Consider the following 26,742-nt stretch of genomic DNA (forward strand, 5'->3'; position numbering starts at 1 on the left):
CAGTTCCTTTACAGGTCGGTTTCAGGTCGGTTTCAGGTCGCTTGCAGGTCTTTGTCGGTGCGGAGGAGTGCGGCCACGGTCCGGCCGATGGATTCGGCGGACCGGCCGAGCAGGAGGTCGAGGTGGGCGACGTCGACGTCGTGGACGTCGATCCGTCCGGTCACGTGGGGCTGCCAGTCGGCCGGGTCGAGCAGGGGCTCGCCGGGCGCGCTGGGGCGCAGGGCGTGGAAGAGCACGACGTCGCCGTCGAAGGTGCGGGGCACGTGCCGGAGCGTGAGCCGCCGGATGTGTGCGCCGACCCGCACCAGGTCCGCCCGCAGCTCCTGGGTGAGCAGCACGGGCCCGTCCTCCGGGATCGGCACGTGGTCGCGCAGCTCCTGCTCGGTCGGCTCGACCCCGTTGTGGTCGATGTGGGGTAGGTGGGTGTCGAGCAGGACCACCGCTTCGACCGTCTGTCCGGCCTCCCGCAGCTGGACGGCCACCTCGTGGGCGAGCAGCCCGCCCATCGAGCAGCCGAGCAGCCGGTACGGTCCAGACGGCCAGGCCTCGCGGATGAGTGCGACGTAGCGTTGAGCCATCTCGCCGATGCTGCCGGGCAGTTCGTCGCCGCCGTCGAGTCCGGCGGCCTGGACGGCGTACAGGGGCGTGTCCTCGTCGACGTGCGGGCCGAGTACCGCGTAACACCAGCCGATCCCGTCCACGTGGTGCAGGCAGAACAGCGGGGTGCCGGAGGCCGAGGTGTTCCGCAGCGGCAGCAGCGGGGCCAGCGCGTCCATGTCGCCGCCCTCGAGGGGAGCGGCGTCCAGCCGTTCGGCGAACGCGGCCGGCGTCGGGGCCTCGAACAGGGTACGCACCGAGACGCGGGCGCCCAGTTCGGCGCGGACCCGGGCGATGAGCCGGGTACCGAGGAGGGAGTGCCCGCCGAGGGCGAAGAAGTCGTCGTCGGCGGAGACCTCGGACACACCCAGCACCTCGGCGAACAGCCCGCACAGCAGTGCCTCGCGAGGAGTGCGCGGCGCCCGGCCGGTACCGGCGGCGGTGTCCGGCGGGGCGGGCAGCGCCCTGCGGTCGAGCTTGCCGTTGGCGTTCAGCGGGATCGCGTCGACCTCGACGAACGCGGACGGCACCAGGTACGCGGGCAGCGTCGCGGCGAGCCGGGCCCGCGGGTCGTCGGCGGCGAGTGGCTCGGCTTCGGGCACGAGGTAGGCGACCAGCCGCTGGTCGCCCGGACGGTCCTCGCGGGCGATCACGGCGGCTTGTGCGACCCCGTCGAGCGCGGTCAGCGCGGCCTCGATCTCGCCGGGCTCGATCCGGTAACCCCGGATCTTGACCTGGTCGTCGACGCGTCCGGCGTACTCCAGCACCCCGGCGCGGTTCCAGCGGGCCCTGTCGCCCACCCGGTACATCCGGGCGCCGGGCGGGCCGTACGGGTCGGCGACGAACCGCTCGGCACTCTGGCCGGGCCGCCCGGCGTAGCCGCGGGCGAGTCCGGCGCCGGCGAGGTACAGCTCGCCCCACACACCGTCGGGGACGGGCTGGAGGCGCTCGTCGAGCACGTACACGCGCGCGTTGCCGACAGGGCGGCCGATGGGCACCGGCCCCGCCGCGAGGCCGTCGCCCGGTTCGAGCCGGTGGACGACGCAGCCGACGGTCGCCTCCGTGGGACCGTACTCGTTGATCACCACGGCCTCGGGGTGCCGGTCGCGCCACGCCTGCAACGCCGTGCCGTCGAGTGACTCGCCGCCGATGACCAGATTGCGGGCGTCGCTGACGCGGTCGGGCAGCGACTCCAGCAGCCGCAGATGGCTCGGGGTGACCTTGAGCAGGGCGGGGGTCGGCGTGTCCTCGTCGAGCTCCGCGAACCGCACCCGGCCGCCCGCGACCAGCGGCGTGAACAGCGTGGTCACCGGCATGTCGAAGGCGAGGGAGGTGTGCACCAGGGACTCACCGGACGCCGCCGGGTACATCGCCACGGCCTCGCTCAGATAGGCGGCGAGCGCACCGTGTTCGACGACCACTCCCTTCGGGCGGCCGGTCGATCCGGAGGTGTGGATCAGGTAGGCGGCCTGGTGGGGGTGGACGGGCAGGCCCGGTTCGCTGCCGGGGAGCTGGTCCAGGTCGGCCGGGAAGGTCTCCTCGTCGAGCACGATCCGCGCCCCCGCGTCGGCGACCAGCGCGTCGATCCGCGCCCGCGGGTTGGCCGGGTCGACCGGCAGATAGGCCGCCCCGGTCTTCAGGACCGCGAGCAGCGCCACGACCACCTCCGGGCGGCGCGGCAGCACCACGGCGACGACGGTCTCCGGTCCGGCCCCGAGCGCGATCAGGTGCCGGGCGAGCCGGTCGGCGCGGCGGTTCAGCTCGTCGTACGTCAGCTCCGTACCGTCCGTACCGTCCGTACCGTCCGCGCCCTCCTTGCCGTCCACGACGACGGCCACGGCGTGCGGGGTGCGCGCCACCTGTGCCTCGAACATCTCCAGCAGCGACGCCTGCGGCAGCGGCCGGGCGGTGTCGTTGCGTCGGACGAGCACGTCCTCGCGTTCGGCGGGGGTGAGCAGGGGCAGCGCGTGCACGGCACGCGCAGGGTCGGCGGTCACCTCCTGAAGCAGGCGCAGATAGCGGGTGGCGACGCTCTCGGCGGTGGCGCGGTCGAACAGGTCCGAGGCGTACTCGACCGATCCGGACCAGCCGCCCTCGCCGCTCTCGACGAGCGTCAGCGACAGATCGAACTTGGCATGGTCGCCGTGCACGTCCCCGACGGTCACCTCGAGTCCGGGCAGCCTGGGTGCGACGGCCTCCTGGTTGACCGTCAGCATGACCTGGAACAGGGGGTGCCGGGAGCGTGAGCGCACCGGGTTGAGGGCCTCGACCAGCTGCTCGAACGGCACGTCGGTGTGGTCGTACGCCGCCACGTCCGCCGCGCGCACCCGGTCGAGCAGTTCCTCGAACGTGGGGTCGCCGGAGGTGTCGGCGCGCAGCACCAGAGTGTTGGCGAACAGCCCGACGAGCTCTTCGAGCGCGGTGTCCGGGCGGCCCTCCACGGGCGTTCCGATCACGATGTCGTCGCCGGCGCCCAGCCGGGTCAGCAGCGTGACGAGCGTGGCGTGCAGCACCATGAAGGCGCTGGCGCCCCGGTCACGGCCGAGCGCGTCGACACGGCCGCGCAGCCCGGCCGGCACCGTGAAGGGCACCGTGCCACCACGCTGGGACGCGACGGCGGGCCGGGGCCGGTCGGCGGGCAGCTCGATCTGGTCGGGTATCCCGGCCAGCTCCTTCGTCCAGAAGTCGAGCCGGTCGGCGGGCAGTTCCCGCTCCCACAGCGCGTAGTCGGCGTACTGGAGGGGCAGCGGAGCCCAGTCGGGGGCGTGGCCGACGAGGTGGGCGGCGTAGGCCGTGGCGAGGTCCTCGGCCAGGGGCCGCATGGACGCGCCGTCGCCCGCGATGTGGTGCAGGAGCAGCAGCAGGACGTGTTCACGCTCTCCGTCGGTGAACAGCACGGCACGGACAGGCAGTTGGTGGTCCAGGGAGAACGGCATCCGGGCGGCCTCCGCCACCCCCGCGTCGAAGTCGGCCGGGTCGAACGACCGGATCGCGAAGCGCGGCTCCGTGTCGACGACCACCTGGTGCGGCCCCTGAGGTCCTTCGGCGATCACCGTGCGCAGTACGTCGTGCCGGCGCACCAGGTCGCCGAAGGCGGCCCGCAGGGCGTCCCGGTCGAGGGTGCCGGTCATCCGCAGGACGACGGGGATGGTGTACGTCTGCGACGGGCCGTCGAGCCGGTCGAGGAACCACATCCGCCGCTGCGCCGCCGACAGGGGCACCCGCTCAGGTCGTTCGCGCCGGACGAGCGGCGGCCGGGAGGCCTTGGTCGGCCGGCCCGACAGCAGTTCCGCGAGTCCGGCGACGGTCGTGTGCTCGAAGACCTCCCGGATGGACAGCTCCGCTCCGAGGTCGGCGCGGATCCGGTTGACCAGCCGGGCGACGAGCAGGGAGTGGCCGCCGAGGCGGAAGAAGTCGTCGTCGGCGCCCACACCGGGCACACCGAGGACGGCGGCGAAGAGGTCCGCCACCCGCCGCTCCGTGCCCTCGGCGGGCGGCCTGCCCGAGCCCTCGGCGGTGCGGTCGGGGGCGGGCAGCGCCTTGCGGGCGATTTTGCCGTTGGCGGTCAGTGGCAGGGTTTCCAGGACGACGAACGCGACCGGGACCATGTAGTCGGGCAGGGCCCGCGCGGCTGCGGCGCGCAGGGCGGCCGGGTCGGCCGGGTGGTCCTGTTCCGGCACCACGTACGCGACGAGGCGCTTGTCGCCGGGGGTGTCCTCGCGGACGACCACGGCGGCGGCGTCGATGCCCGGCCGGGCCGTGAGGACGGCCTCCACCTCGCCGAGTTCGATGCGGAAGCCGCGGATCTTCACCTGGTCGTCCACACGGCTGACGAACTCCAGCCGCCCGGCAGCCGTCCAGCGGGCCAGGTCCCCCGTGCGGTACATACGGGACCCGGGCGGGCCGAAGGGGCTCGCGACGAAGCGCCCGGCGGTCAGACCGGGGCGGCCGTGGTAGCCGCGGGTGACGAGGTCGCCCGCGACGTACAGTTCGCCGGCGGTGCCGACAGGTGCCGGGCGCAGCAGCGCGTCCAGCACGTACATCCGGGTGTTCCAGGCGGGGGTGCCGATGGTGATGACGCCGGGCGGCACCGGGTCGCCGGGTTCGATGCGGAACAGGCTGCACCCGATGGTGGTCTCGGTCGGGCCGTACTCGTTGAGGACGGTCACGCCGGGGTGCCGGGCGCGCCAGGCGTCCAGCACGTCACCGAGCAGGGACTCGCCGCCGAGGACGAGCTGTCCGCCCGGCGAGTACTCCTCGGGGACCACGCCCAGCAGGTGCAGATGGCTGGGGGTGGCCTTGACGAAGTCGGGCCGGGTGACATGGGCGTCCGGGTCGGGGCCGCTCGCGGTCCAGCGGACCAGTTCCACGGTGCCGCCGGAGATCAGCGGGCCGAACATGCCGGTCGCGGTGAGGTCGAAGGAGACCGGCGAGTGCACCAGGACGCGTCGGCGCAGGCTCTCGTACTCGTGTGTCGCCCAGGCCAAGTAGGCGACCAGCGAGCGGTGTTCGACGACGACCGCCTTGGGCCGGCCGGTGGAGCCCGAGGTGAAGATGACGAACGCAGCGTGTTCGGGCCGCCGGACCACAGCGGTGAGCGGGCCGGACGGCCGTTCCGCGATCGCGGGATCGTCCGTCAGCACGACCGGTACGTCCGTCAACGAGCCCACGGTCTCGGCGAGTTCGACCGTGGTGACCACCGCGACCGGCGCGATGTCTCCCAGCATGAAGGCGAGCCGGTCGGCCGGGTGGGCCGGGTCGAGCGGCAGATATCCGGCGCCGGTCTTCAGGGCGGCCAGCAGCGTCACCGGGATGTGCTCGGAGACCGGCATCAGCACGGCGACGTAGCGCTCCGGGCCTGCCCCCAGATCGAGCAAGTGCCGGGCCAACCGGTTGGCCCGGGCGTCGAGTTCGGCGTACGACAGCTCCGTGGCGCCGAAGACCACGGCGGGCTCGTCCGGGGTGCGGGCGGTCTGGGCCTCGAGCAGGTCCGTCAGGGTCTCCGCCGGCACCTCATGGCCGGTGGTGTTCCACTCGGTGAGCAGCAGCCGCCGCTCCTCGGCGTCCACGACGTCGAACTCCCCCACCGGGCGGCCGGGTTCGGCGGTGACGGCGGTGAGCAGACGGGTGAAGCGCTCGGCGATACGGGCGGCCGAGTCGCGGTCGAACAGGTCGGTGGCGAACTCCAGGAGGCCGTCCGCCCCGCCCTCGGGCCGCTCGGTGAGGAAGAACGACAGGTCGAACTTGGCGGCGGGCGACGCGACCGGCCGCACGCGCGCCGTCAGGCCGGGGAGGTCGACGGCGAGGTCGAGAGCCGCCTGCTGGTCGGCGTTGTTGAAGTTCAGGCCGGTCTGGAACAGCGGGTGCCGGGCGGTGGAGCGCGCCGGGTTGACCGCCTCCACGACCCGCTCGAACGGCACGTCCTGGTGGGCGTAGGCGGCCAGGTCGGCGGCCCGCACCCGGCGCAGCACCTCGGTGAAGTCGGGGTCGCCGGTCAGGTCGGTGCGCAGCACGAGGTTGTTGGCGAAGAAACCGACCAGGGGTGTCAGGGCGTCGTCGGTGCGGCCCGCGACCGGTGAGCCGATCACGATGTCGTCACCCGCACCGAGCCGGTGCAACAGGGTGGCCAGAGCGGCGTGCACGACCATGAAGACGGTCGTGTGGTGCTCGCGGGCGAGCCGGACCAGGGCCTCGTGGACCGCGGGCTCGACCACGAAGGGCACCGTGTCGCCGCGGTGGGTGGGCACGGCGGGCCGGGGCCGGTCGAAGGGCAGCTCCATCTGCTCGGGAAGCCCGGTGAGCGTGGTGCGCCAGTGGTCGAGTTGGCGGGAGAGTGCGCTGTCCGGGTCGTCGGCCTCACCCAGCGCGTGCCGCTGCCACACGGCGAAGTCGGCGTACTGGACGGGCAGTTGATGCCAGTCGGGATTCTCTCCCCGGGTCCGGGCCGCGTACGCGGTGGCGAGGTCGCGGGCGAGCGGGGCCATGGAGGCGCCGTCGCCGGCGATGTGGTGCAGGACGAGGAGCAGTACGTGCTCGCCGGCGCCGAGGTCGAACAGGGTGGCGCGCAGCGGGGGTTGGGCGGTGAGGTCGAACGGGGTGCGGACGGCGTCGGCGACATGCTCGTCGAGCCTGTCCTCATCGGCGCGGACGACGGTCAGCGGCGGCAGGGCCGGCAGGACCACCTGGTGGGGGCCGTGCCCGTCCTCGGCGAAGACCGTACGCAGTGCCTCATGGCGCTGCGCCAGGTCGTCCAGGGCGGCGGTGAGCGCGGCCACGTCGAGGTCGCCGGTCAGCCGCAGCGCGACGGGCAGGTTGTACGTCGCGGACGGGCCCTCGAAGCGGTGCAGGAACCACAGCCGTTCCTGTGCGTACGACAGCGCCAGGCGCCCCTCGCGCGGCTGTGCCGTGACGCCGGAGCGGCGCGATCCGCTCCCGGTGAGCCGGGACGCCAGCTTGGCCACGGTGGTCGCCTCGAACAGGACCGACAGTTCGATGTCGGTGTCGAGGGCGGCGCGGATGCGGCCGGCCAGCCGGGTCACCAGCAGGGAGTGGCCGCCGAGCGCGAAGAAGTCGTCGTCGACCGAGACCTCGGGCACGCGGAGCACCTCGGCGAACAGGCCGCACAGGATCTCCTCCTGCGGGGTGCGCGGCGTGCGCCCGGCGGTGTGCGCGATCTCGGGGACCGGCAGGGCCTTGCGGTCCAGCTTGCCGTTCGGGGTGAGCGGAAACGCCTCCAGGGTGACGATGTGGGCCGGGACCATGTACTCGGGCAGACGGGCCGCGAGCCGGTCGCGCAGATCGTCCACATCGACAGGCGCGACGGGGACCACGTATCCGACGAGCCACTGTCCATGCACGGCTGCGGCTGCCTGGGTGACGGTCGGATGGTCGGCCATGGCGTCTTCGATCTCGCCGAGCTCGACGCGGAATCCACGCAGCTTGACCTGGTTGTCGGCGCGGCCGAGGTATTCCAGCTCGCCGTCCGCCGTCCAGCGCGCCACGTCCCCGGTGCGGTACATGCGCGTCCCGGGCGGCCCGTACGGGCTCGCGACGAACCGTTCGGCGGTCGGCGCGGGCCGGTCGAGGTAGCCGCGGGCGAGCTGGACGCCCTCGACGTACAGTTCGCCGGGCACGCCGGGGGCGACCGGTGCGAGCGTCGCGTCGAGCACGTACGCGCGGGTGTTGGCGATGGGCCCGCCGATCAGCACGGTCTCGGTGTCGGGCGGCGCGGCCCAGGCGGTGACGTCGACGGCGGCCTCGGTCGGGCCGTAGGCGTTGAGGAGCACGGCGTTGGCGTCGTCGTGGAAGCGGCGGACCAGTTCGGCGGGCAGGGCCTCGTCGCCGGAGACGACCAGGCGGACGGCGTCCGGCAGCCGGGTCTCCGCCAGGTAGGCGCCGAGCATGGACGCGCTGAGGTGGACGACGGCGACGGACTCCTCGCGCATCAGTCGCTCCAGGTAGAGCGGGTCGCGCTGGCCGTCGGGCCGGGCCACGACGAGGGTGCCGCCGTACATCAAGGTCCAGAAAACCTCCCACACCGACACGTCGAAGCTGACCGGGGTGGACTGCAGGACTCGTTCGCCTGCGGTGAGCCGATGGTCGCGCTGCATCCACCACAGCCGGTTCGCCATGCCCGCGTACGTGTTGACCGTGCCCTTGGGGCGGCCGGTGGAGCCTGAGGTGTAGATCACGTAGGCGGCGTTGTCGCCGTGGGCCGGCACCCTCGGGTTCTCCGCGAATTTTTCGGCGTCGGGTGCGATCCGCTCGAAGCCGTCCGCGTCCCGGTCGGAGATCAGCAGCCGGGCGCCGGAGTCGGCGAGAATGTACGCGATCCGGTCGGCCGGGTAGCCGGTGTCGATCGGCACGTACGCCGCACCCGCCTTGAGCACCGCCCACAGGGCCACCATCAGGTCGACCGAGCGCGGCAGCATCACGGCGACCCGTGACTCGGGGCCGGCGCCCCGCTCGCGCAGGGCGTGTGCGAGCCGGTTCACGCGGGCGTTGAACTCGCCGTAGGTGACCGCCTCGCCCTCGAAGCGGACCGCCTCGGCGTCCGGGTTCCGGAGCGCGTGCGCCTCGAACAGCTCGACCGCCGAGCCTTCGCCGTCGAACTCCACGGCGGTGTCGTTCCAGTCGGCGAGCACCAGGGCGCGGTCGTCGGCACCGAGGACATCCACCTCGGACAGCCGCTGTCCGGGGTCGGCGGTGACGCACTCCAGGACGCGCACGAACCGGGCCGCGAAGCTCTCGGCCGTACGCCGGTCGTACAGGTCGGTGGCGTACTCCAGGCGGCACAGCAGCCCGCCGTCCTCGTGGACGTGGCAGTCGAAGTGCACGTCGAACTTGGCGGTGCCGCTGGTCACCGGGCCGGGGTCGGCGGTGACACCGGGCAGTTCGAAGCGGGCCTCGGTGAGGTCGAGCCAGGCCAGCATCACCTGGAAGAAGGCGTGCCGGGAGCGGGAGCGCTCCGGGTTCAGCTCCTCCACCAGGCGTTCGAACGGCACCCCTTGGTGGGCGTACGCCGCCAGGCCCGTCTCCCGGACGCGGACCAGCAGCTCCTCGAAGCTCGGGTCGCCCGAGGTGTCCATGCGGTAGACGAGGGTGTTGATGAACACGCCGACCACGTCGTCGAGGACCGAGTCGGGCCGGTCGGCGATGACACCGCCGAGCGGGATGTCCTCGCCCGCGCCGAGCCGGGTCAGCAGCAGCGACACCGCGGCCTGGAGGACCATGAACGGGGTCGTGCGGGTGCGGCCGGCCAGGTCCAGCATCCGCTGGTACAGCTCCGGGCCGACGGGGAACTCGACGTGGTCGCCGCGGTGGGTGGCCACCGCCGGGCGCGGCCGGTCGCCGGGGAAGGTGACCTCGGGCGGGAGGCCGTCGAGGTGCTGCTTCCAGTGGTCGATCTGGCGTGGCAGGTCCGCGGCGAGCGTCTCGCGCTGCCAGATCGCGAAGTCCGGGTACTGGACGGCCAGTTCGGGGAAGCCGGGCGTCTCGTCGCCGGTACGTGCGCGGTAGGCGGTGGTGATGTCCTCGGCGATCGGACGCAACGAGGCGCCGTCCGCCGCGATGTGGTGCACGACCAGCAGCAGGACGTAGGTGTCGGGCCCGGTCTCGTACAGCGTCGTCCGCAGGGGCACGTCGCACGTCAGGTCGAAGGGGCGGGCCGCGTCGGCGGCGAGATCGGGGTCGGAGTCCCGTACGAACTCCGTGGCGTAGCGAATCTCGGGCGGCAGGACGACCTGGTGCGGGCCGTCGGCGTCCTCCGGATAGACCGTGCGCAGCGCCTCGTGGCGGGCGACGAGGTCGGCCAGCGCGCCGCCGAGGGCGTCCGCGTCGAGGGCCCCGGTGAGGCGGATCGCGAGGGGGATGTTGTACGTGCCGGTGGTGCCCTGGAGTCGTTGCAGGAACCACATGCGTTCCTGGGCGAACGACAGCGGGATGCGGCCGGGCCGCTCCTCCGCCGTGATGCGCTTGGCCTGCGGGGCCAGCCGGGTCAGCCGGTCGGCGACACCGGCGACGCTCGGGGCTGCGAAAAGGTCGCGCAGCGACAGGTCGACACCGAACTCGTCGCGCACCCGGTGGACCAGACGGATCATCAGGATCGAGGTGCCGCCGAGCGTGAAGAACTCGTCGTCGACGCCGACCCGTTCGACGCCGAGGACCTCGGCGACGATGGCGCACAGTGACTCTTCCTCGGGCGAGCGGGGCTCGCCGCCGCCGGCGGGGGCGGCCACCGGGGCGGAGCCGTTCTCCTCCGTGGAAGCGGCGCCCATGACGAGCAGCCGGTCCTCCTCGCTCACCACGGCCGACTCACCGGCCGGGATGTCGAGTCCGGCCGCCGCGGCGCCGATCAGGTCGGCCAGGAGGTCGGCGAGGCGGGTGACGGCCGGCGCGTCGAAGGCTCCGGCGAGGTAGGAGAACTTCAGCCGCAGCCGTACGCCGGGGAAGACGGACAGGGTGACCGGGTAGTGGGTGCGCTCGGCGAGTTCGGCGTGGGCGAGGCGCAGTCCGCCGGCCTCGATGCCGTCGTCCATCGGATAGTTCTCGAAGGCGACGACGGTGTCGAACAGTGCTTCGAAGCCGGACGCGCGGGTCAGCTCCGCCAGCGAGGCGTGCTGGTGGGCGTGGAGGGACTGCTGGTCGTGCTGGAGCCGGGCCAGCAGCGCGGCCAGCGTCTCGTCCCGGTCGATCCGCACCCGGACCGGCAGGGTGTTGACGAACAGTCCGAGCATCGACTCCGCGCCGGGCAGCTCGGGCGGGCGCCCGGAGACGGTCGCGCCGAACACGACGTCGTCGCGGCCGGTGAAGCCGCTCAGCAGCAGCCCCCACAGGCCCTGCACGACGGTGTTGAGGGTGAGCCGGTGCGCACGGGCCGTCGACGTCAGGGTGTCGGTGAGCGCCTCGGACAGGACCAGCTCGTGGACGTCGTGTGCGTCGGAGGTGCGGTCGGCCCGGGCGAGCAGGGTGGGTGCCGTCAGAGCGGAGAGCCGCTCCCGCCACACCCCGGCTGCGGCCTCGTGGTCCTGCCGGTCGAGCCAGGCCAGGTAGTCGCGGTACGGGGCGGCCGGGGGCAGGTCGGTGCCGCCGTACAGGGTGAACAGTTCGCGTACCAGCAGGGGCAGGGACCAGCCGTCCAGCAGCAGGTGGTGGTGGGTCAGGACGAGGTGGCGGTCGCCGAGGGCGGTGAACCGCAGCAGGGGCGGCCGGACGACGCTGAAGCCACGGGCGCGGTCACGGGCGAGGAACGCCTCCAGGTCGTCCCCGTCGCGCTCCTCCCAGGGCATCTTGACGTCGGCGGGGACGACCTGCACGGGGGCGCCCGTCGAGCGGCTGCGGAAGGCGGCGCGCAGGTTCGGGTGGCGGTGCAGCAGGGCGGTGGCGGCGGCCCGCATCCGCCCGGGGTCGAAGCCGCCGTCGATCTCCAGGACGAGCTGGCCGACGTACGGGTCGTCGGGCTCGTACAGGGCGAGGAAGAGCAGGCCCTCCTGGAGCGGAGAGAGCGGCAGGACGTCCGTGGCGTCGCGGAACCTGTCCAGTTCCTCCTGGGTGATCCGGACGAGGGGCACGTCGGAGACGGTGAGTCCGCCTCGTGTGTGCGCGGCCAGTTCGGCGAGGGCGTCCGTCCACTGCTCGGCGAGGGCGCGTACGTCGGTCTCCGTGAGGACACCCGAGGGGTAGGTCCACTCGGCGGTCAGCTCGCCGTCACGGACGTGGGCATCGATCTGGAGGGCATGGGTGAGCGCGAGGTCGGCATCGGCCAGCAGCTCCACGGAGGCCTCGCCGTCGGCGAGGTGCCAGCCGCCGAGGTCGTGCGCGTCGAGGCGGCCCAGGTAGTTGAAGGAGATCTGGGGCGTCGGCAGTCCGGTGAGCCGGTCGCGCAGCAGGTCGTGGCCGCGACCGCCGTGCGGGACGGCGCGCAGCTCCTCCTTGGTGCGCTTGATCAGGTGGGCGCCGGTCTCGGTACCGGGGCCCAGGCGCACCGGGTGGATGCGGGTGAACCAGCCGACGGTGGTGGACAGGTCCATCCCGTCCGGGAGGTGGTCGCGGCCGTGGCCCTCCAGGTCGACCAGGACCGGTCCCTCGCCCCGGTGGCGTTGTACGGCCGCCGAGAGCGCGGCGAGCAGGATGTCGTCCGGGGTGGCCCGGTAGGCGGCGGGGAGGGTGGTCAGCAGGGTGGCGGTGAGGTCGGCCGGGACGGCGACGGTGACCGAGCGGGCGGTGCCGTGGACGTCCTGGGCCGGGTCGAGGGAGCGGGTGCCGAGCACGGGTTCCGTGGTGGTCAATAGGTCAGTCCACAGCGGGAGTTCGTCCATGGAAGGACGAAGGTGTCCGGCCCAGCGGCGCAACGAGGTCCCGGGCGGGGACAGCTCGGCGTCGCCGGTGAGCGCCTCGGCGAGGTCGGTCAGCAGAATGCGCCAGGCCACGCCGTCGACGACCAGGTGGTGGAGAACGAGCAGCAGTCGGCCGGACGCGAACCACACCGCCCGCACCATCACACCGTCGTCCGGCGACAGCGCGCGACGCGCGGCCTCCTTCTCTCCGGCCACGTCCTCGTCCCGGGCGCGGGTCAGGCAGTCCTCGGCACGCACGGCGCCCACGGGCCGGATGTGACGGCCGCGCATACGCAGGGCGTCGTGACGGTCGAGCACCTTCTGCAGGGCGGCGGTCAGCCGGTCGTACGGCAGTCCGGGCTCGGCGGCCAGGAGGAGAGACTGGGCGAAGCCGGCGGTGGGGCCGCCGCGTTCGGCGAGGCGCCGGGCCATGGGTGTTTCGGGGAGTTCGCCGACCGGGTCGTCCTCGACGGGCGGGGCCGTCGGTGCCGTCGCGGTGACGGTGGCGAGGCGGGCGACGGTCGGGTGGTCGAAGACGTCCTGGGGGGTGAAATGGAGGCCCTGGCGGCGGGCGCGGCTGACGAGCTGGATGGCGTGGATGCTGTCCGCGCCGAGGGTGAACAGGTCGTCGTCCACGCCCAGTTCGGGGCGGTCGAGGAGTGTGGCGGCGATGGTGTGCAGGGTGCGCTCGGTGGCGGTCGCAGGGGCACGTCCGCTCAATGGCCGGGCCGGGGCGGGCAGGGCGCGGCGGTCGATCTTGCCGTTGGGGGTCACCGGGATCGACGGCAGGACGAACACGCTCACCGGCACCATGTGGGCGGGCAGCCGCTCCACGAGGTGTGCCCGGGGGTCGGTCTGCGGTGTGCCGGTGACGTAGCCGACGAGTTGCCGGGCGCCGGCGGCGGAGTCGTGGACGAGGACCACGGCCTGTTCGACGCCGGGCACCGACGCCAGGACGGCCTCGACCTCGGCGGGTTCGACCCGCTGCCCGTTGATCTTGATCTGGTCGTCGGCGCGTCCGACGAACTCCAGGTCGCCGTCGGCCCGTCGGCGCACCAGGTCGCCGGTGCGGTACATGCGGGTGCCGGCCGGGCCGTGGGGGTCGGCGACGAACCGCTCGGCGGTCTGGCCCGGGCGGTCGAGATAGCCGCGCGCGAGCTGGACGCCCGCGAGGTACAGCTCGCCGGTGACTCCGGCGGGCACGGACTGGAGGGCCGGATCGAGCACGTAGGCACGGGAGTTGTGGGTGGGCGTGCCGATGGTGACGGGCTCGCCGGGCACGCAGGCGTGGGAGGTGGCGGTCACCGAGAACTCGGTGGGACCGTAGGAGTTGTGCAGCTGGGCACCGCATTCGCGGTGGAAGCGGTCGGCGAGCCCGACGGGCAACGCCTCGCCGCCGCAACTGACCATGCGCAGCGAGACGGTCGTTAGGTACTCGTCGAGGAACGGGCCGAGCATGGCCGGGACGAAGTGGATGACGGTGACGCGCTCGTCGCTGACCAGCCGGGCCAGATAAGCCGGGTCGCGGTGACCGTCGGGGCGGGCGACGACGAGGGTCGCACCGCGCGTGAGGGTCCAGAACACCTCCCACACCGACACGTCGAAGCCGACGGGTGTCTTGTGCACGACCCGGTCGGCGGGGGTGAGCCGGTACTCGTCCTGCATCCAGGCGAGCATGTTGGTGATGCCGGCGTGGGTGACGACGGTGCCCTTGGGGCGGCCGGTGGTGCCCGAGGTGTGGATGACGTACGCGGCGTTGTCCCCCCGCAGGACGACGCCGGGGTTCGTGTCGGGCTCGCCCTCGCCGAGGGAGCGCACGTTGTCCTCGTCGATCACGAACGTCACGCGGGAGTCGGCGACGACGTACGCGATCCGGTCGGCCGGGTGGCCGGTCTCGACGGGCACGTACGCGGCGCCGGTCTTCAGTACCGCCCACAGCGCGACGATCAGGTCGGGCGAGCGGGGCAGCTTCACCGCGACCCGTGACTCCGGTCCCACGCCCCGCCCGCGCAGGGCGTGCGCGAGACGGTTCACGCGGGCGTTGAGTTCGCCGTACGTCAGCCGCTCGCTCTCGAAGGCGACGGCCTCCGCGGCCGGGTCCTGGGCCTCGAACAGGTCCACCGGTGAGCGCGGGTCCGTCGCGTGGCCGGTGTCGTTGCGGGCGTGGAAGCGCTCCCGTTCCGCGTCGTCGAGCAGGTCGAGGGCGCCGATGGGCAGCTCGGGACGCTCGGTGGCGGCGGTGAGGAGGCGGGTGTAGCGGTCGCGGTGTGCGGCGGCCGTCTCCGGGGTGAAGCGGCCGGGGTGGGCGTTGACGGTCAGCTCGATGCCGTCGCCCGCCTCGGGATCGCCGAACGCGTGCAGGGCGAGGTCGCGTACCGGGCCGGAGGCCAGCTGGTGTGCCTCTGCCTCGGTGGGGCCGAACGGCAGGCGGGCGGAGGCGAAGGAGAGGACGTTCACGGACGGGCCGCTCAGGGTGCCCGGGTGGGCCGGGGCGGAGAGGTCGCGGCGGAGTTCGTCGTGCGGGTAGCGCTGGTGGCGGGTCGCCTCGGCCAGGCGGACGGCGACGCGGTCCAGCAGCTCGGCGAACGTGGTGGAACCGTCGACGCGGAGTCGCAGCGGGACGTCGTTGACGAGCATGGCGGGCGTGGCCAGGGCCTGCGGGCTGAGCCGGGCGGCCATGAACACGCGGACGACCACGTCGTGGGCGCCGGTGACGCGGTGGGTGTGCGCGGCCATGGCGGCGATCACCGGCAGGGACCAGCGGGACCCGGTGAGCCCGCGCACCCGCTGGGCGGTGGCCTCGGGCAGGCGGCCGGTCGCGCTGGGGAGGCTGGGGGCGAGTCCGGTGGCGCCCGAGGCGAGTGCGGGGACGGCGGATCCGGGGCCGGTGATGGCGGGGCCGGTGGCGGGACGGGTGGGGGCTGGGCCGAGGCCGGTGAGGGCGGAGCCGAGTTCGGTGGACTCCGGCAGGTCGGCGAACTCTCCACGCCAGTAGGCGCCGTCGCGCTCCCGGCGGGCGGAGCCGAGGTAGGCGTTCTCCTCGGCCAGGACCTGGGGCAGGGTGCCGAAGCCGCTCGCGGGCGGCTGCTCGCCCGCCGCCAGTGCCGTGTAGACCTCCAGCAGGCGGCGGCAGTGCAGGACCTGCCCGTAGCCGTCGAGGAGGATGTGGTGGTAGCGGAAGTGGAACCAGTGCCGGTCGGCGCCGAGCCGCAGCAGGGTGTGCCGGAACAGCCGGTCGCCGGTGACCGGCACCGGCCGGGCCAGGTCGGCGTCGATCCAGGCGCGGGCGGCGTCGGCCGGATCGGCCTCGCCGCTCAGGTCGAGGTACTCCAACTCCCCCTGGACGGAGGGGTCGACCGTCTGGCGGACCGTCTCCCCGTCCTCGTGGAAGCGGGCCCGCAGTGCCTCGGTCTCGGTCACGGCCCGCTCCACGGCGCGGGCCAGCAGGGCGCGGTCCACCGGCCCGGGGACGTCGTAGTAGATGCCGCACGTGTACAGGGGGCTGTCGGGGGCGAGGCGCTGGGCGACCCACACCCCGTGCTGGGCCGCCGTGAGCGGCAGGCCGGGGTTCGTCGGGGCAGCGTTCATGGTCAGGCCTGCTTCCCGCTCGTGGGCGCCGCCTCGGGCTGCCCGCCGACCAGGTCGGACAGTGCCGCGCTCAGCGCGTCGACCGTGGGGTGGTCCCAGGTCAGCGCGTCGTCGACGGTGACCTCGAACTCGTCCTCGATGTCGGCGGTGATGGCCAGCGCCGTCAGGGAGTCCAGGCCGTAGTCGGCCAGCGGTACGGACGTGTCGATGTCCTGCGGCGAGCGGCGCAGATAGGTCGCCACACGCTCGGTCAGCCAGGTGTGCACGTCTCGGTTGCCAGCGGTCATGAGGGGGGTCTCTTTCTGAGCGGGTGGGAGGAACGGGGGCCGGAGCGCACGGCGGCTCGGGGGCCGGGGGCGCGGCGGCGGACTGCGGGCCCACGGCGGCACGGCTCGCCCGTCACGGGCGAGCGGTCGCCGGGCGGTGCACTGCCTCCGGCAGGCGTACGGCCTCCAGCGGCCGGCAGTCCTCACACGGAGAGGGGTCTTCCGGCCAGACCGAAGGAACGGCCTGTGGCCCGGCGGTCCAGCAGTTCGGCGAAGAGCGCGTCCTCGACCGGGGTGGGCAGGGGGCCAGGCCTGTGCGGGCCCGGAGCCGATCGGTGCAGGGCCGCGCGCAGCCAGGCGGGGTCGGCCAGGAAGTCCCCCGGGTCGGCGTGCCGCCAGACCTGGACGCAGACGGTCCGGGACAGCAGGCGCACATACCGGGTGACGAGGTCGTAGTGCTGGGGGCGGGCGTCGACGCCGAGTTCCACGGGCGACAAAGGCCCGCACACGGCGGCCAGTTGCGCCAGCTCGGCGTGGTCGTCACCGATCGCCGTACGCAGGTCCGCGTGCTCGGTCGCCCACGACGTGTCGGCCAGGGCGTGGAGGGATCCGGCGACGGGGTCGCGGCCCGCGGCATGGAGGGCCAGCCGGTCGTACCGCAGGGGCGGTAGCGCCTCCGCCAGCGCGAACAGGTCGCCGGGCGGCTCGGTGCCGGGGCGGCTCCAGGTGCGGCGGGCCAGCAGCGGCAGCTGAGGGAGCAGGCTCATCTGGCAGGCGGCGCGCGCGATGTGTCCGAAGCCGACGGGGGCGAGGTCGCGCAGCAGCTTCTGGAACAGCGCGGTCGGCCCTTCGCGCAGGTAGAAGTGGGCGCCGAGGAGTTCCGCGAGCCGGTCCATGGCCTCCAGCAGCAGCCGGGACACCTCGAACTTGACCGCGGAGGCGTACACGCTCGCCGCGCCGGGCACCAGGTGCAGCGCGCGGGCGCCGACCGCGCCGATCGCCTCGGCGCGCAGCAGGTCGGCGAAGACACCAGCCAGCACCGAGCGGACGTGTGGGATGTCGGTCGCGGGACCGCCGTACAGCTTGCGCTCAGTCAGGTGGTCCACGGCGATGCGCAGTCCGGTGTCGAGGATCCCCGTGGCCATCGTGGGCAGGACCGTGCGGGTGATCTGCAGGGCCTTCAACGCGGTCTCCAGACCGGAGCCGACCGGGCCGAGGATCGCGGAGGAAGGCACCGGCAGTCCGTCGAAGCACAGGCCACCGAGCTGGACTCCCCGCATCCCCACGGTGCCGAAGCGCGGCAGGTCGGTCAGGCGCGCGGGGTCGGCGCTCGCGCGGTCGACGAGAACCAGGGAGTGGCTGCGCGGACCGGGCCGCGGGTCGGTGCGGGCGAGCACGACCATGGCGTCGGCGCGCCGGAGGTTGGTGACGACCTCCTTGCGGCCGCTCAGCCGCAGCAGGCCGTCGACAGCGGCGGTCGCGGCGAACTCCGTACCGGTCATGTCGTTGCCGTGGGCCAGCTCGTGGAAGGCGATGGCGATGCGCCGGCCGTCCAGGAGCAGCCGGGCGGCCTGCTCGCTCTGCCGTTCGTCGCCGGCGGTCCACAGGGTGACTCCCGCGATGAGCGAGCTGGCGCCGTAGCCGAGGCCGAGCGCGGGGTCGCGGCGGTAGAGCGCGCGCATGACCTCGGCCAGGTGGTCGGCTCGCTCCAGGCGGCCGCCCAGTTCGGGTGGTACGAACTCGGCGTTCAGTCCGTAGGAGTGCAGCAGAGATTCCCCGGCGGTGAGCGTCTCCGCTCGTTCGTCGGCGGCGAGGATCGCGGTCGCACCGGTGGGATTGACCGGGTCGGTGAGGCTGCCGAGCAGGTGCTCCAGTTCGTCGGCGCGCTTGGGGGCGAGGCTTTTGACGGTGGTCATGCGGCACCTCCCAACAGGGTGAACTCGGGTGCGGGCATGCCGAGGACGACATCGGCCAGAGCGTCGAAGACATCGCTGCCGTCGCTGCCGTCCGCGCCGAGCAGGACGGTCAGGCAGGCCCGCAGCCACAGGCCGTCGTCGCCGAGGCGTCCCGTGCGCAGGGGCGGGTTCTCCAGCCACAGCAGCAGGCAGGCGGCCGAGGCGTAGGCGCGTTCGTAGTCCTCGGCGAGACGGAACGCCGTGCTGGGCAGGCCACCCGCTACCGGTATGAAGTCCGCCGACTCCGTTTCCAGGCGGGCCAGTTCGGCCAGCAGCCGGTCAAGTAGCGGCCCTGTCTCCGGTGTCCCCTGCTTCCGTGCGCGCGCTGCCAGGTCGGGCAGGGCCTGCACGGCACTGCATCCCGTGACGGACAGCAGTGCCAGACGGTCCGGGGCGAACGGAGGCAGGGAGGCGGTGAGGTCGGCGGCGGCGCGCAGGCCTTCGCCTTCGGTCCGGCGGCGGCTCAACTGGCGTGCCAGGCGCGGCATCTGGTTGAGGAGGGCCGCCCGGTTGACGGCCGTGCTGCCGTCGAAGATCGCGCAGATACGGTGGTCGCGCTCCAGTTTGGCGAAGCCACCGCCCGGCGGTGAGGTGAGAAACCCGCGCACGCCCAGCAGTTCGCCGAGCGAGCCGAGCGTCTCCTGGGTCAGCGTCGGGACGTACGCCTTGGTGATCGCGGAGACCGCGCTCAGTTCGCCGGGCAGCGTGTGCACCGAGCGGGCGGAGAGCACGCTCACCGCCTCCGCGGTCAGCGCGGCGGCGGCCGCCCGGCCGAGGATGCGGCGCACGTGCGGGACGTCGGCGAGGCGGCGGCCGTACAGTTCGCGTCCGGTCACGAAGTCCCGGGCCAGCCGCAGGGCGTGGTCGGCGGCGCCGAGGGAGAGCGCGGCGCAGGCGATGCGGGTGAGCTGGAGTGTCTTGAGGACCACGGGGATCCCGCCACCCTCCTCTCCGACGAGCGCGTCGGCGGGGACAGGTGCGCCGTCCAGGGCGAAGCCGCTGATGTCCGCGCCGCGGATGCCGTGCGTACGGATCTTCGGCAGGTTCCGCCAGGCTTCTTCGGGCAGTTGGCGTTTGTCCACGAGGAAGAGGCTGAAGCCGCGTGCGCCGCCTGCCGGGTCGGTGCGGGCCAGGACGCAGGCGAGCGTGGCGCGGGTGGCGTTGTTGATGAGCCACTTCTCGCCGGTGAGCCGCCAGCCGACACCGCCCTCAACGGCTTCTGCTCGTGCTCCTGCTCCGGCTCCGGCTCCGGCTCCGGCTCCGGCCTCAGGATCGGTATCGGCCTCAGGCTCGGCATCGGCATCGGCATCGGGCTCGGCCTTGGCCTTGGCCTTGGCATCAGGCTCGGCATCGGCATCGGCCTCAGGCTTGGCCTTGGCCTCAGGCTCGGCATCGGCATCGGCATCGGCCTTGGCCTCAGGCTCGGCCTTGGCCTCAGCCTTGGCCTTGGCCTTGGCCTTGGCATCGGCATCGGCATCGGCATCGGGCTCGGGCTCGGCACCAACTTCCGCTCCGGCCACGTCGGCCACCGCCGTGAACTCCCCCGCGAGCAGGTCGGCGCCATGGTCGCGCTCGGTCAGTCCCCAGCAGACCGGTTCGCCGGCGCGTACGCGTTCGGCGAGCCTGGCGGCCTGCTCCGGGGAGCCGGCCACCCACACCGGGGCCGCCCCGAGGAACGTCTTGCCGTGGGCGATGGCCACGGTCAGATCGCGGCGGGCGACCGCGCGCAGCAGCCGTACCGTCTCACTGAGATCGCCGTCCTGGGGCAGGACGTAGTGGGCGGGCAGCCCGGCGGCGTCGAGGACACGGACGGCCCCGTCGGGGAACTCCTCCCGGTCGTCGAGCCCGGCGAGCGCGTCGGGCGAGAAGGCGTCGCCCTCGTGGGCACCGAGCAGGGTCTCCAGGTCGGCCGTGGTCGTCATCGCTCGGTCACCCGCCGGTGGTCGGCCAGGGCCGCGGTGAGCAGCTGGTCCTCGCCGAGGTGGAGAGTGTCCAGCTCCCCGGCGAGGTAGAGGGCGCGCATCGCCGCGCGCTGCACCTTGCCGCTCGTGGTGCGCCGGACGCCGCCGGGCCGGACGAGGGCGACCGCCGCGACGGGGACGCCGAACTCCCGGGCTACGGTCTGCTTCATGTCGACGGCGATCTGCCCCAGCCGCTCCGCACCCCAGTGGGCGCGGATCTCGTGCACGGCGACCACCGCGGGGGCGATGTCGACGCCGTCGTCGCCGACCATGAAGACGGCGCCGTGCAGGCCCTCCAGTTCCTCGTGCTGGGAGCGCAGTTCGTACTCGATGTCAGAGGGGTGCAGATTGCGCCCGTGCAGGACCAGGACGTCCTTGCTGCGGCCGGTGATGTACAGGTCGCCGTCGAAAAGGGCTCCGAGGTCGCCGGTGCGCAGGAACGGTCCGCGCCCGTCGTCGGTGTGTGCCCGGAACGTGGCGTCGGTGACGTGCTCGTTCTCCCAGTAGCCGGCGGTGACGCACGGGCCGCTGAGCCAGATCTCGCCGATGCGGCCGTCGGGCAGGGCGTCCCCGGTGCCGGGGTCGACGATCAGCACGTCGGAGCCGGTCGGCGCCCCGCATCCGACGAGCACGCGGGACGGTTGTGTGCCGGTGGCCGGCCCGAGCAGCCGGTTCTCGAGTGCCGTCGCGTCGACCGGGGTCCGCAGCGGTGGCCGCCCGGCGGTGCCCGACGCCATCAGAGTCGCCTCGGCCAGGCCGTACACCGGGATGAGCGCGTCGGGCCGCAGTCCTGCGGCGGCGAACCGCTCGGTGAAGGCGGCGACCACGTCGGCGCGGACCGGTTCCGAGCCGTCGGCGAACTTGACCCGGGACAGGTCGAGCGCGGCGAGCTGCTCGTCGGTGACGCGTCGGACGCACATCTCGTAGCCGAAGTCGGGCGCGGCGGTGAATCCGACGTCGCAGGCGTCCAGCATCCGCAGCCAGTGGTACGGGCGGCGCAGGAAGGACATGGGGTCCATCTGCACATAGCCGTTCCCGCACAGGATGCCGGGCAGCATCAGCCCGATCAGGCCCATGTCGTGGTAGAGGGGGATCCAGCCGCCGTACGTCGTGGCGCTGTCGTTGCCGAAGGCGTCCACCATCCGCTCGACGTTGGCGACCAGATTGCCGTGGGTGACCATGACGCCCTTGGGGTCACCGGTCGATCCCGAGGTGTACTGGAGCAGTGCCAGCGTGTCGGACGCCGCCTCGGGAGCAATCCAGGTGTCCGGGTTCCCTTCGCCGGTGTCGGTGGTGTGGCAGACCGCACCGACGATGCCCTCCTCGGCCACCCACTTCTCGACGTCCGGCAGATCACCGCGCTGCGTCAGGATGGCGCGCACCCCCGCGTCCCGGGCGATGGCGGCGAGGCGGCGGCGTTCATGCCGGTAGCGGCCCGGCAACGGGGCGGGCACAGCGATGACTCCGGCGTACACGCAGGCGGAGAAGGCGGTGGTGAATTCGATCCCCGGGGAATAGAGGAGAAGTACCCGATCTCCTGGGGACAATCTCTCCTGGAGCCAGGATGCGATACGCCGAGAATGCAGATCGAGTTCTGCGCGATCGCGCACTGTGCAGCTGATGTCGCTGAAGTCGGAAACGAATGTGACAGCAGGCTGCTGCGGATTACGCGCCGCCTGTTCCCTCAGCATCGTGAGTAATTCTCGCACGACAGGAACCGTACGTGATCTTGGTTCTCGAAGCCGTACTGAAAGCTTCAATCAGACCTAAAGCAAGACCATCGAACGTACAAGAAAACTTGACACTTCCATGATCGACTGAGGTCGGCGACAGGCGTAGAAACAGTTCCGTGCATGCGTCAGTCACGTCGGCCATCATCATCGATGACCTTCACAAGAAATATCGGACAAACCATGCGTTACGAGGTGTCGAACTGGAGGTGAGAACTGGTGAGGTAATGGGCCTGCTGGGACCGAACGGAGCCGGTAAGACCACACTGGTAAAGATTCTGACGACACTCCTCAGACCGGATCACGGACGCGTTCTCGTGAACGGCTGGAATGTGTCGGAAGAGCCGGAGAAGGTACGTTCGACCATCGGTATGGCCGGGCAGTATTCGACGGTCGACGGGCTGTTGACCGGATTCGAGAATCTGTATCTCATCGCGAAACTGCGCGGTGTGGGCCGCCGTACGGCCCGCCGGGTCGCCGACGATCTGCTGTCCCGGTTCCGGCTCACCACCGTGGCGGGACGCCCGGCCGGCGCCTACTCCGGCGGTATGCGCCGACGGCTCGATCTGGCCGCCGCCCTGGTCGGCTCCCCGCCCCTGGTCGTCCTGGACGAGCCCACCACCGGGCTCGATCCCGAGAGCAGACTGGACACCTGGGAGGCGGTCGGTGAACTCGTCGCCGGTGGCACCACGATCCTGCTGACGACCCAGTACCTGGAGGAGGCGGACCGTCTCGCCGACCGGATCACCGTGATCGACGGGGGCCAGGTGGTGGCCGAGGGCACCAGCGACGAACTGAAGGCGACCGCCGGCAACCGGCTCGTCGTGTGCGTCGCCAAGGACGACCAGCTCGACGCCGCCGCCCGCGCCGCCGCTCAGGCGACCGGCACGGCCCCGACGGTGGACCGTCGCGCTCGGCGGGTGGAGGCGGCCGCCACCGACGGCCGGGCCGCGCTCGGCCGCGCCCTCGCCGCGCTGGAGGGCGAGAACGTCGAGGTACTGGAGATCGGCCTCAGCCGATGCACCCTCGACGACGTGTTCCTCGGCCTGACCAGCCACGCCCGGCGGAAGGCCGCCTGATGAACACCCCCGTACGCGCCCCGGACACTGCCACGCCCCCGGAGACGTCCCCGCAGCGGGCCGTCCGCGTCCCTGACCCGGCCGCCGCCGGTGCCGCGCTCCGCCCGACCGCCGCCCGCAGTAACCCCGTGATCCGGGTCGTCGCGGAGAGCGCGGACCTCGCCCTGCGCAATCTGCTGCACCTGCGGCGCACCCCGGGCCTGCTCATCTCCTGCCTCGTCGAGCCGGTCGTGTACGCCCTGCTCATCGGATACGTCTTCGGCAACAGCCTCGGTGGCCCGGCGTACCGCTCCTACATGATGGGCGGCCTGATCGCCCAGACGGTGGCGTTCACCACCACCTTCACCACGGTCGGACTCTCCAGGGACCTGGAGCAGGGGATGGTCGACCGCTTCCGCGCCCTGCCGATCTCCCGTGTGGCCCTGCTGCTGGGCCGGACCACCTCCGATCTCACCACCTGCCTGGCGAGCGTCGCCGTCACCACAACGTGCGGCCTGCTGATGGGCTGGCGCGCGCACACCGGTCCCGTCGAGGTCGCCGCCGGGGTCCTGCTGGTGCTGCTGTTCTCCTTCGCGATGTCGTGGATCGGCGTGTTCGTCTCCCTCATCGCGCCGAACGCCCAGGTGGCCGGCAGTCTCGGGCTGATCTGGCTGTTCCCGGCGACGTTCATCTCCTCCGGGTTCGTCTCCGGCTCGACCCTCCCGGGCCCGCTGTCCACCGTGGCCGCCTGGAACCCGATCACCTCGCTCGCCAACGCCCTGCGCCGGCTGTTCGGCAACGCTCCCCCGCCGGGCTTCCCCGCGCAGCACGGCTGGCCCGCCCAGCACCCCGTGCTGTACACCGCGGGCTGCTCGGTGCTGCTCATCGCCGTCTTCATCACCCTGTCGACATGGCGTTACCGCACCCGCACGAGCCGCTGACCGCGCCTGAGACTGCGAGGCTCGTACGCCCCCACAGGAGGCCCCCATGCCCGTCCCCACTCTGCGTCTCGGCCTCAACCTCGGCTACTGGGTCGGCGGCAACGACGCCTCCAACCTCTCCCTCGCCTCTCTTGCCGAAGATCTCGGCTACTCGGCGGTGTGGGTCTCGGAGGCCTACGGATCCGACGCCGTCACCGTGCTGTCCTGGATCGCCGCCCGCACCTCCCGTATCGACGTCGGCAGCGCGGTCCTGCAGATCCCCGCCCGCTCGCCCGCGATGACGGCGATGACCGCCGCCACCCTCGACACCCTCTCCGGCGGACGGCTCAGGCTCGGGCTCGGGGTGTCCGGCCCCCAGGTCTCGGAGGGCTGGCACGGCGTCAGGTTCGCCTCACCGCTGGGCCGTACCCGCGAATACGTCGACCTCGTACGCCACGCGCTGCGCCGGGAACCCCTCGCCTACGAAGGCCGCCACTTCACGCTCCCCCTGCCGGACGGCCCCGGCAAGGCGCTCGCCCTGACCATCCGGCCGCCGCGCGAGCGGATACCGGTCTACCTCGCCGCCCTGGGCCCGAAGAACCTCGAACTGACCGGAGAGATCGCCGACGGCTGGCTCCCGGTGTTCTTCTCCCCCTCCCACGCCGCCCAGCAAATTCAGCCCCTGAAGGCCGGCCTCGCGAAGGCGGGGCGCACCCTCGACGGGTTCGACATCGCCCCCGGAGTCCCTCTGGTGACCGGTGCCGACTGGCGGACCTGCGCCCGCCGGGTACGGGGGTACGCCGCGCTGTACCTCGGCGGCATGGGCGGACGCGACGACAACCACTACACCCGGTTGGCCGAGCGCATGGGCTTCGGGACCCAGGCCCGCACCGTCCAGGAGAGGTTCCTGGCCGGCGACTACCCCGGCGCCATGGCCGCCGTACCGCTCGAATTCCTCGACGCCACCTCGCTGCTCGGGCCGCGGGAGCGCATCGCCGAGCGGATGACGGCGTTCGCCGAGGCGGGCGCCACCACGGTCAACCTGATGCCGGTGGGACCCGGGCTGCCCGGCCCGGACCGCGCCGCCGACGCCCTGCGCATCGCCGTCGAGGCGGCGGAACTCGCCGGACTCCTCGCGTCCGGCCCCGTCCCCTCCAGCCCCCGCCGACAAGGCCCGCTCCAAGCGCGGAACTCACAAGGAGACCCCCACACCCATGACCACGCATGACACGACCAAGCTGATCTGCCTGCCGTACGCCGGGGCGGGCGCCTCGTTCTACCGTCCCTGGACGGCCCTGGCCGGGGACGCGCTGGAGATCGTGCCCCTGCAACTGCCGGGCCGCGAGCGGCTGATCGACGAGGAGCCGTACCGGGACGCGCACCAGGCCGTCGACGGGCTCCTGGCCCAGTTGCGGGAACGGCTCGGCGACGACGGCGGCCACCGAGTCGCCCTCTTCGGGCACAGTCTGGGCGCCGTGCTCGCCTACGAACTCGCCCAGCGGCTGGCCGACGTGCCGGGCGTCGACCTGGTCCATGTCTTCGTCAGCGGATCGCCGGAACCGGCCCGGGGACGCGAGCGGCGGGCCACGGGCCTGTCCGACGAGGAGTTCCTCGCCCGGGTCGGCGAGTTCGCCGGTTACCACCACCCCGCGCTGGACGACCCGGAGATGCGCGCGATGATCCTGCCCGCACTGCGCGCGGACGTCGAGATGCACGAGAGCTACGAGCCCTCAACCGGCCTCCCGCTGGACGCGCCCCTCACGGTCGTCCGGGGTGAGGACGACGACCTGGTCGGCTACGACGAAGCCGACTCCTGGAGCAAGGTCGCCGGCCGCGACTTCGAGCACGTCGAGATCCCCGGGGGCCACATGTACCTCACCGACGCCGCCCCCGCACTGGTCCGGCTGGTCGTCTCGACGGTGCTGTAGCGCCACTCGTCCTCACCCCCTCCCAACGAGCCTGATTCTTCTAGGAGTTACCGATGCGTCTGCACGGCAAGTCCGTCCTCGTCACCGGCGCCGCCCGCGGACTCGGCAGGGCCACCGCGCTCGCCTGTGCCACCGAGGGCGCCGACCTCACCCTGCTGGACATCTGCGCCGATCTGCCCGGCGTGCCCTATCCACTGGGGACACCAGGGCAGTTGGAGCACACCGCCACGCTGTGCCGGGAAGCAGGCGCGGCCGTACTCACCACCGTGACCGACATCCGTGACCTCCGTGCCGTCCGGGAGGCGGTGACGCGCGCCGAGGACCGGTTCGGCCGGATCGACGTCGCCGTCAACAACGCGGGCATCGCCGCGCCCTCGGGCAAGCCGGTGCACGAGATCAGCGAGGAGGAATGGTCCCTGATGATCGACGTGGACCTCTCCGGAGCCTGGCGGGTGATCCGCGAGGTCGGCAAGGCGATGAGCGCCCGGCGCGCCGGCAGCATCGTCAACGTCGCCTCCACCGCCGGGCTCGTCGGCTACCGGCACTTCGCCGGATACGTCGCCGCAAAGCACGCCGTCGTCGGACTGACCAAGGCCGCCGCGCTCGACTACGCCCCGACGAAGGTGCGTGTGAACGCGGTCTGCCCCGGTTCGGTGCGCGACGACGCGCAGGCCGAGGGTCGCATGCTCACCGAGATCGCCAGGGCGCTCGACGTGCCGGTGGACGAGCACGAGAAGACCTTCGTCGAGGCGCAGCCGATGAACGCGCTGATCGAACCCGAGGACGTCGCGTCCGCCGTGGTCTTCCTCGCCTCCGACGAGTCCCGGCAGATCACCGGCTCGGTCCTGACCGTGGACGGCGGATTCAGCGCCCGCTGAGCCCGCGCACACCGTCCGCCTCCCCTG

At 72.7% G+C, this 26,742-nt stretch carries 10 protein-coding genes; 5 read left to right on the forward strand and 5 right to left on the reverse strand.

What is annotated here, in order from left to right; genetic code table 11:
• Positions 1–32: 32 nt before the first annotated feature.
• From ACFU53_RS05865 to ACFU53_RS05885, 5 genes are all read right to left on the reverse strand, one after another.
• A complete protein-coding gene (locus ACFU53_RS05865; RefSeq protein ID WP_383986423.1) occupies positions 33–16,019 on the reverse strand; it encodes an amino acid adenylation domain-containing protein in 15,987 nt (5,328 codons plus the stop codon).
• A gap of 2 nt (positions 16,020–16,021) precedes the next feature.
• Positions 16,022–16,306, reverse strand: coding sequence for an acyl carrier protein (locus tag ACFU53_RS05870; RefSeq protein WP_383986425.1), 285 nt, complete (start codon positions 16,304–16,306; stop codon positions 16,022–16,024).
• Between the two features lie 182 nt (positions 16,307–16,488).
• A complete protein-coding gene (locus ACFU53_RS05875; protein ID WP_383986427.1) occupies positions 16,489–18,201 on the reverse strand; it encodes an acyl-CoA dehydrogenase in 1,713 nt (570 codons plus the stop codon).
• Complete coding sequence (locus tag ACFU53_RS05880; RefSeq protein WP_383986429.1) at positions 18,198–20,162, reverse strand: acyl-CoA dehydrogenase family protein; 1,965 nt, start codon at positions 20,160–20,162, stop codon at positions 18,198–18,200. Before ACFU53_RS05880 ends, ACFU53_RS05875 begins: the two co-directional genes overlap by 4 nt.
• Positions 20,159–21,892, reverse strand: coding sequence for a fatty acyl-AMP ligase (locus ACFU53_RS05885; RefSeq protein WP_383986458.1), 1,734 nt, complete (start codon positions 21,890–21,892; stop codon positions 20,159–20,161). The genes ACFU53_RS05880 and ACFU53_RS05885 overlap by 4 nt, the downstream gene beginning before the upstream one ends.
• Before the next feature lie 158 nt (positions 21,893–22,050).
• Between ACFU53_RS05885 and ACFU53_RS05890 the strand changes: the two genes are divergently transcribed.
• Genes ACFU53_RS05890 through ACFU53_RS05910 form a run of 5 tightly spaced genes read left to right on the forward strand, consistent with a single transcriptional unit; the run spans position 22,051 to position 26,715 of the window.
• A complete protein-coding gene (locus tag ACFU53_RS05890) occupies positions 22,051–23,010 on the forward strand; it encodes an ABC transporter ATP-binding protein (RefSeq protein WP_383986431.1) in 960 nt (319 codons plus the stop codon).
• Positions 23,010–23,930 (forward strand): ABC transporter permease, encoded by a 921-nt coding sequence (locus ACFU53_RS05895; RefSeq protein WP_383986433.1) that lies wholly within the window; start codon positions 23,010–23,012, stop codon positions 23,928–23,930. Before ACFU53_RS05890 ends, ACFU53_RS05895 begins: the two co-directional genes overlap by 1 nt.
• A gap of 46 nt (positions 23,931–23,976) precedes the next feature.
• Positions 23,977–25,137: an LLM class F420-dependent oxidoreductase gene (locus tag ACFU53_RS05900; protein ID WP_383986435.1), complete on the forward strand. Its 1,161-nt coding sequence runs from the start codon at positions 23,977–23,979 to the stop codon at positions 25,135–25,137.
• On the forward strand, positions 25,124–25,837 hold the full coding sequence (locus tag ACFU53_RS05905) for a thioesterase II family protein (protein WP_383986437.1): 714 nt from the start codon (positions 25,124–25,126) through the stop codon (positions 25,835–25,837). Before ACFU53_RS05900 ends, ACFU53_RS05905 begins: the two co-directional genes overlap by 14 nt.
• A 53-nt stretch (positions 25,838–25,890) precedes the next feature.
• Positions 25,891–26,715, forward strand: a complete 825-nt coding sequence (locus tag ACFU53_RS05910; protein WP_383986439.1) for an SDR family oxidoreductase — start codon at positions 25,891–25,893, stop codon at positions 26,713–26,715.
• The last annotated feature ends 27 nt before the right edge of the window (positions 26,716–26,742 follow it).

This window comes from Streptomyces sp. NPDC057474 (assembly GCF_042802555.1).
GTDB lineage: Bacteria > Actinomycetota > Actinomycetes > Streptomycetales > Streptomycetaceae > Streptomyces.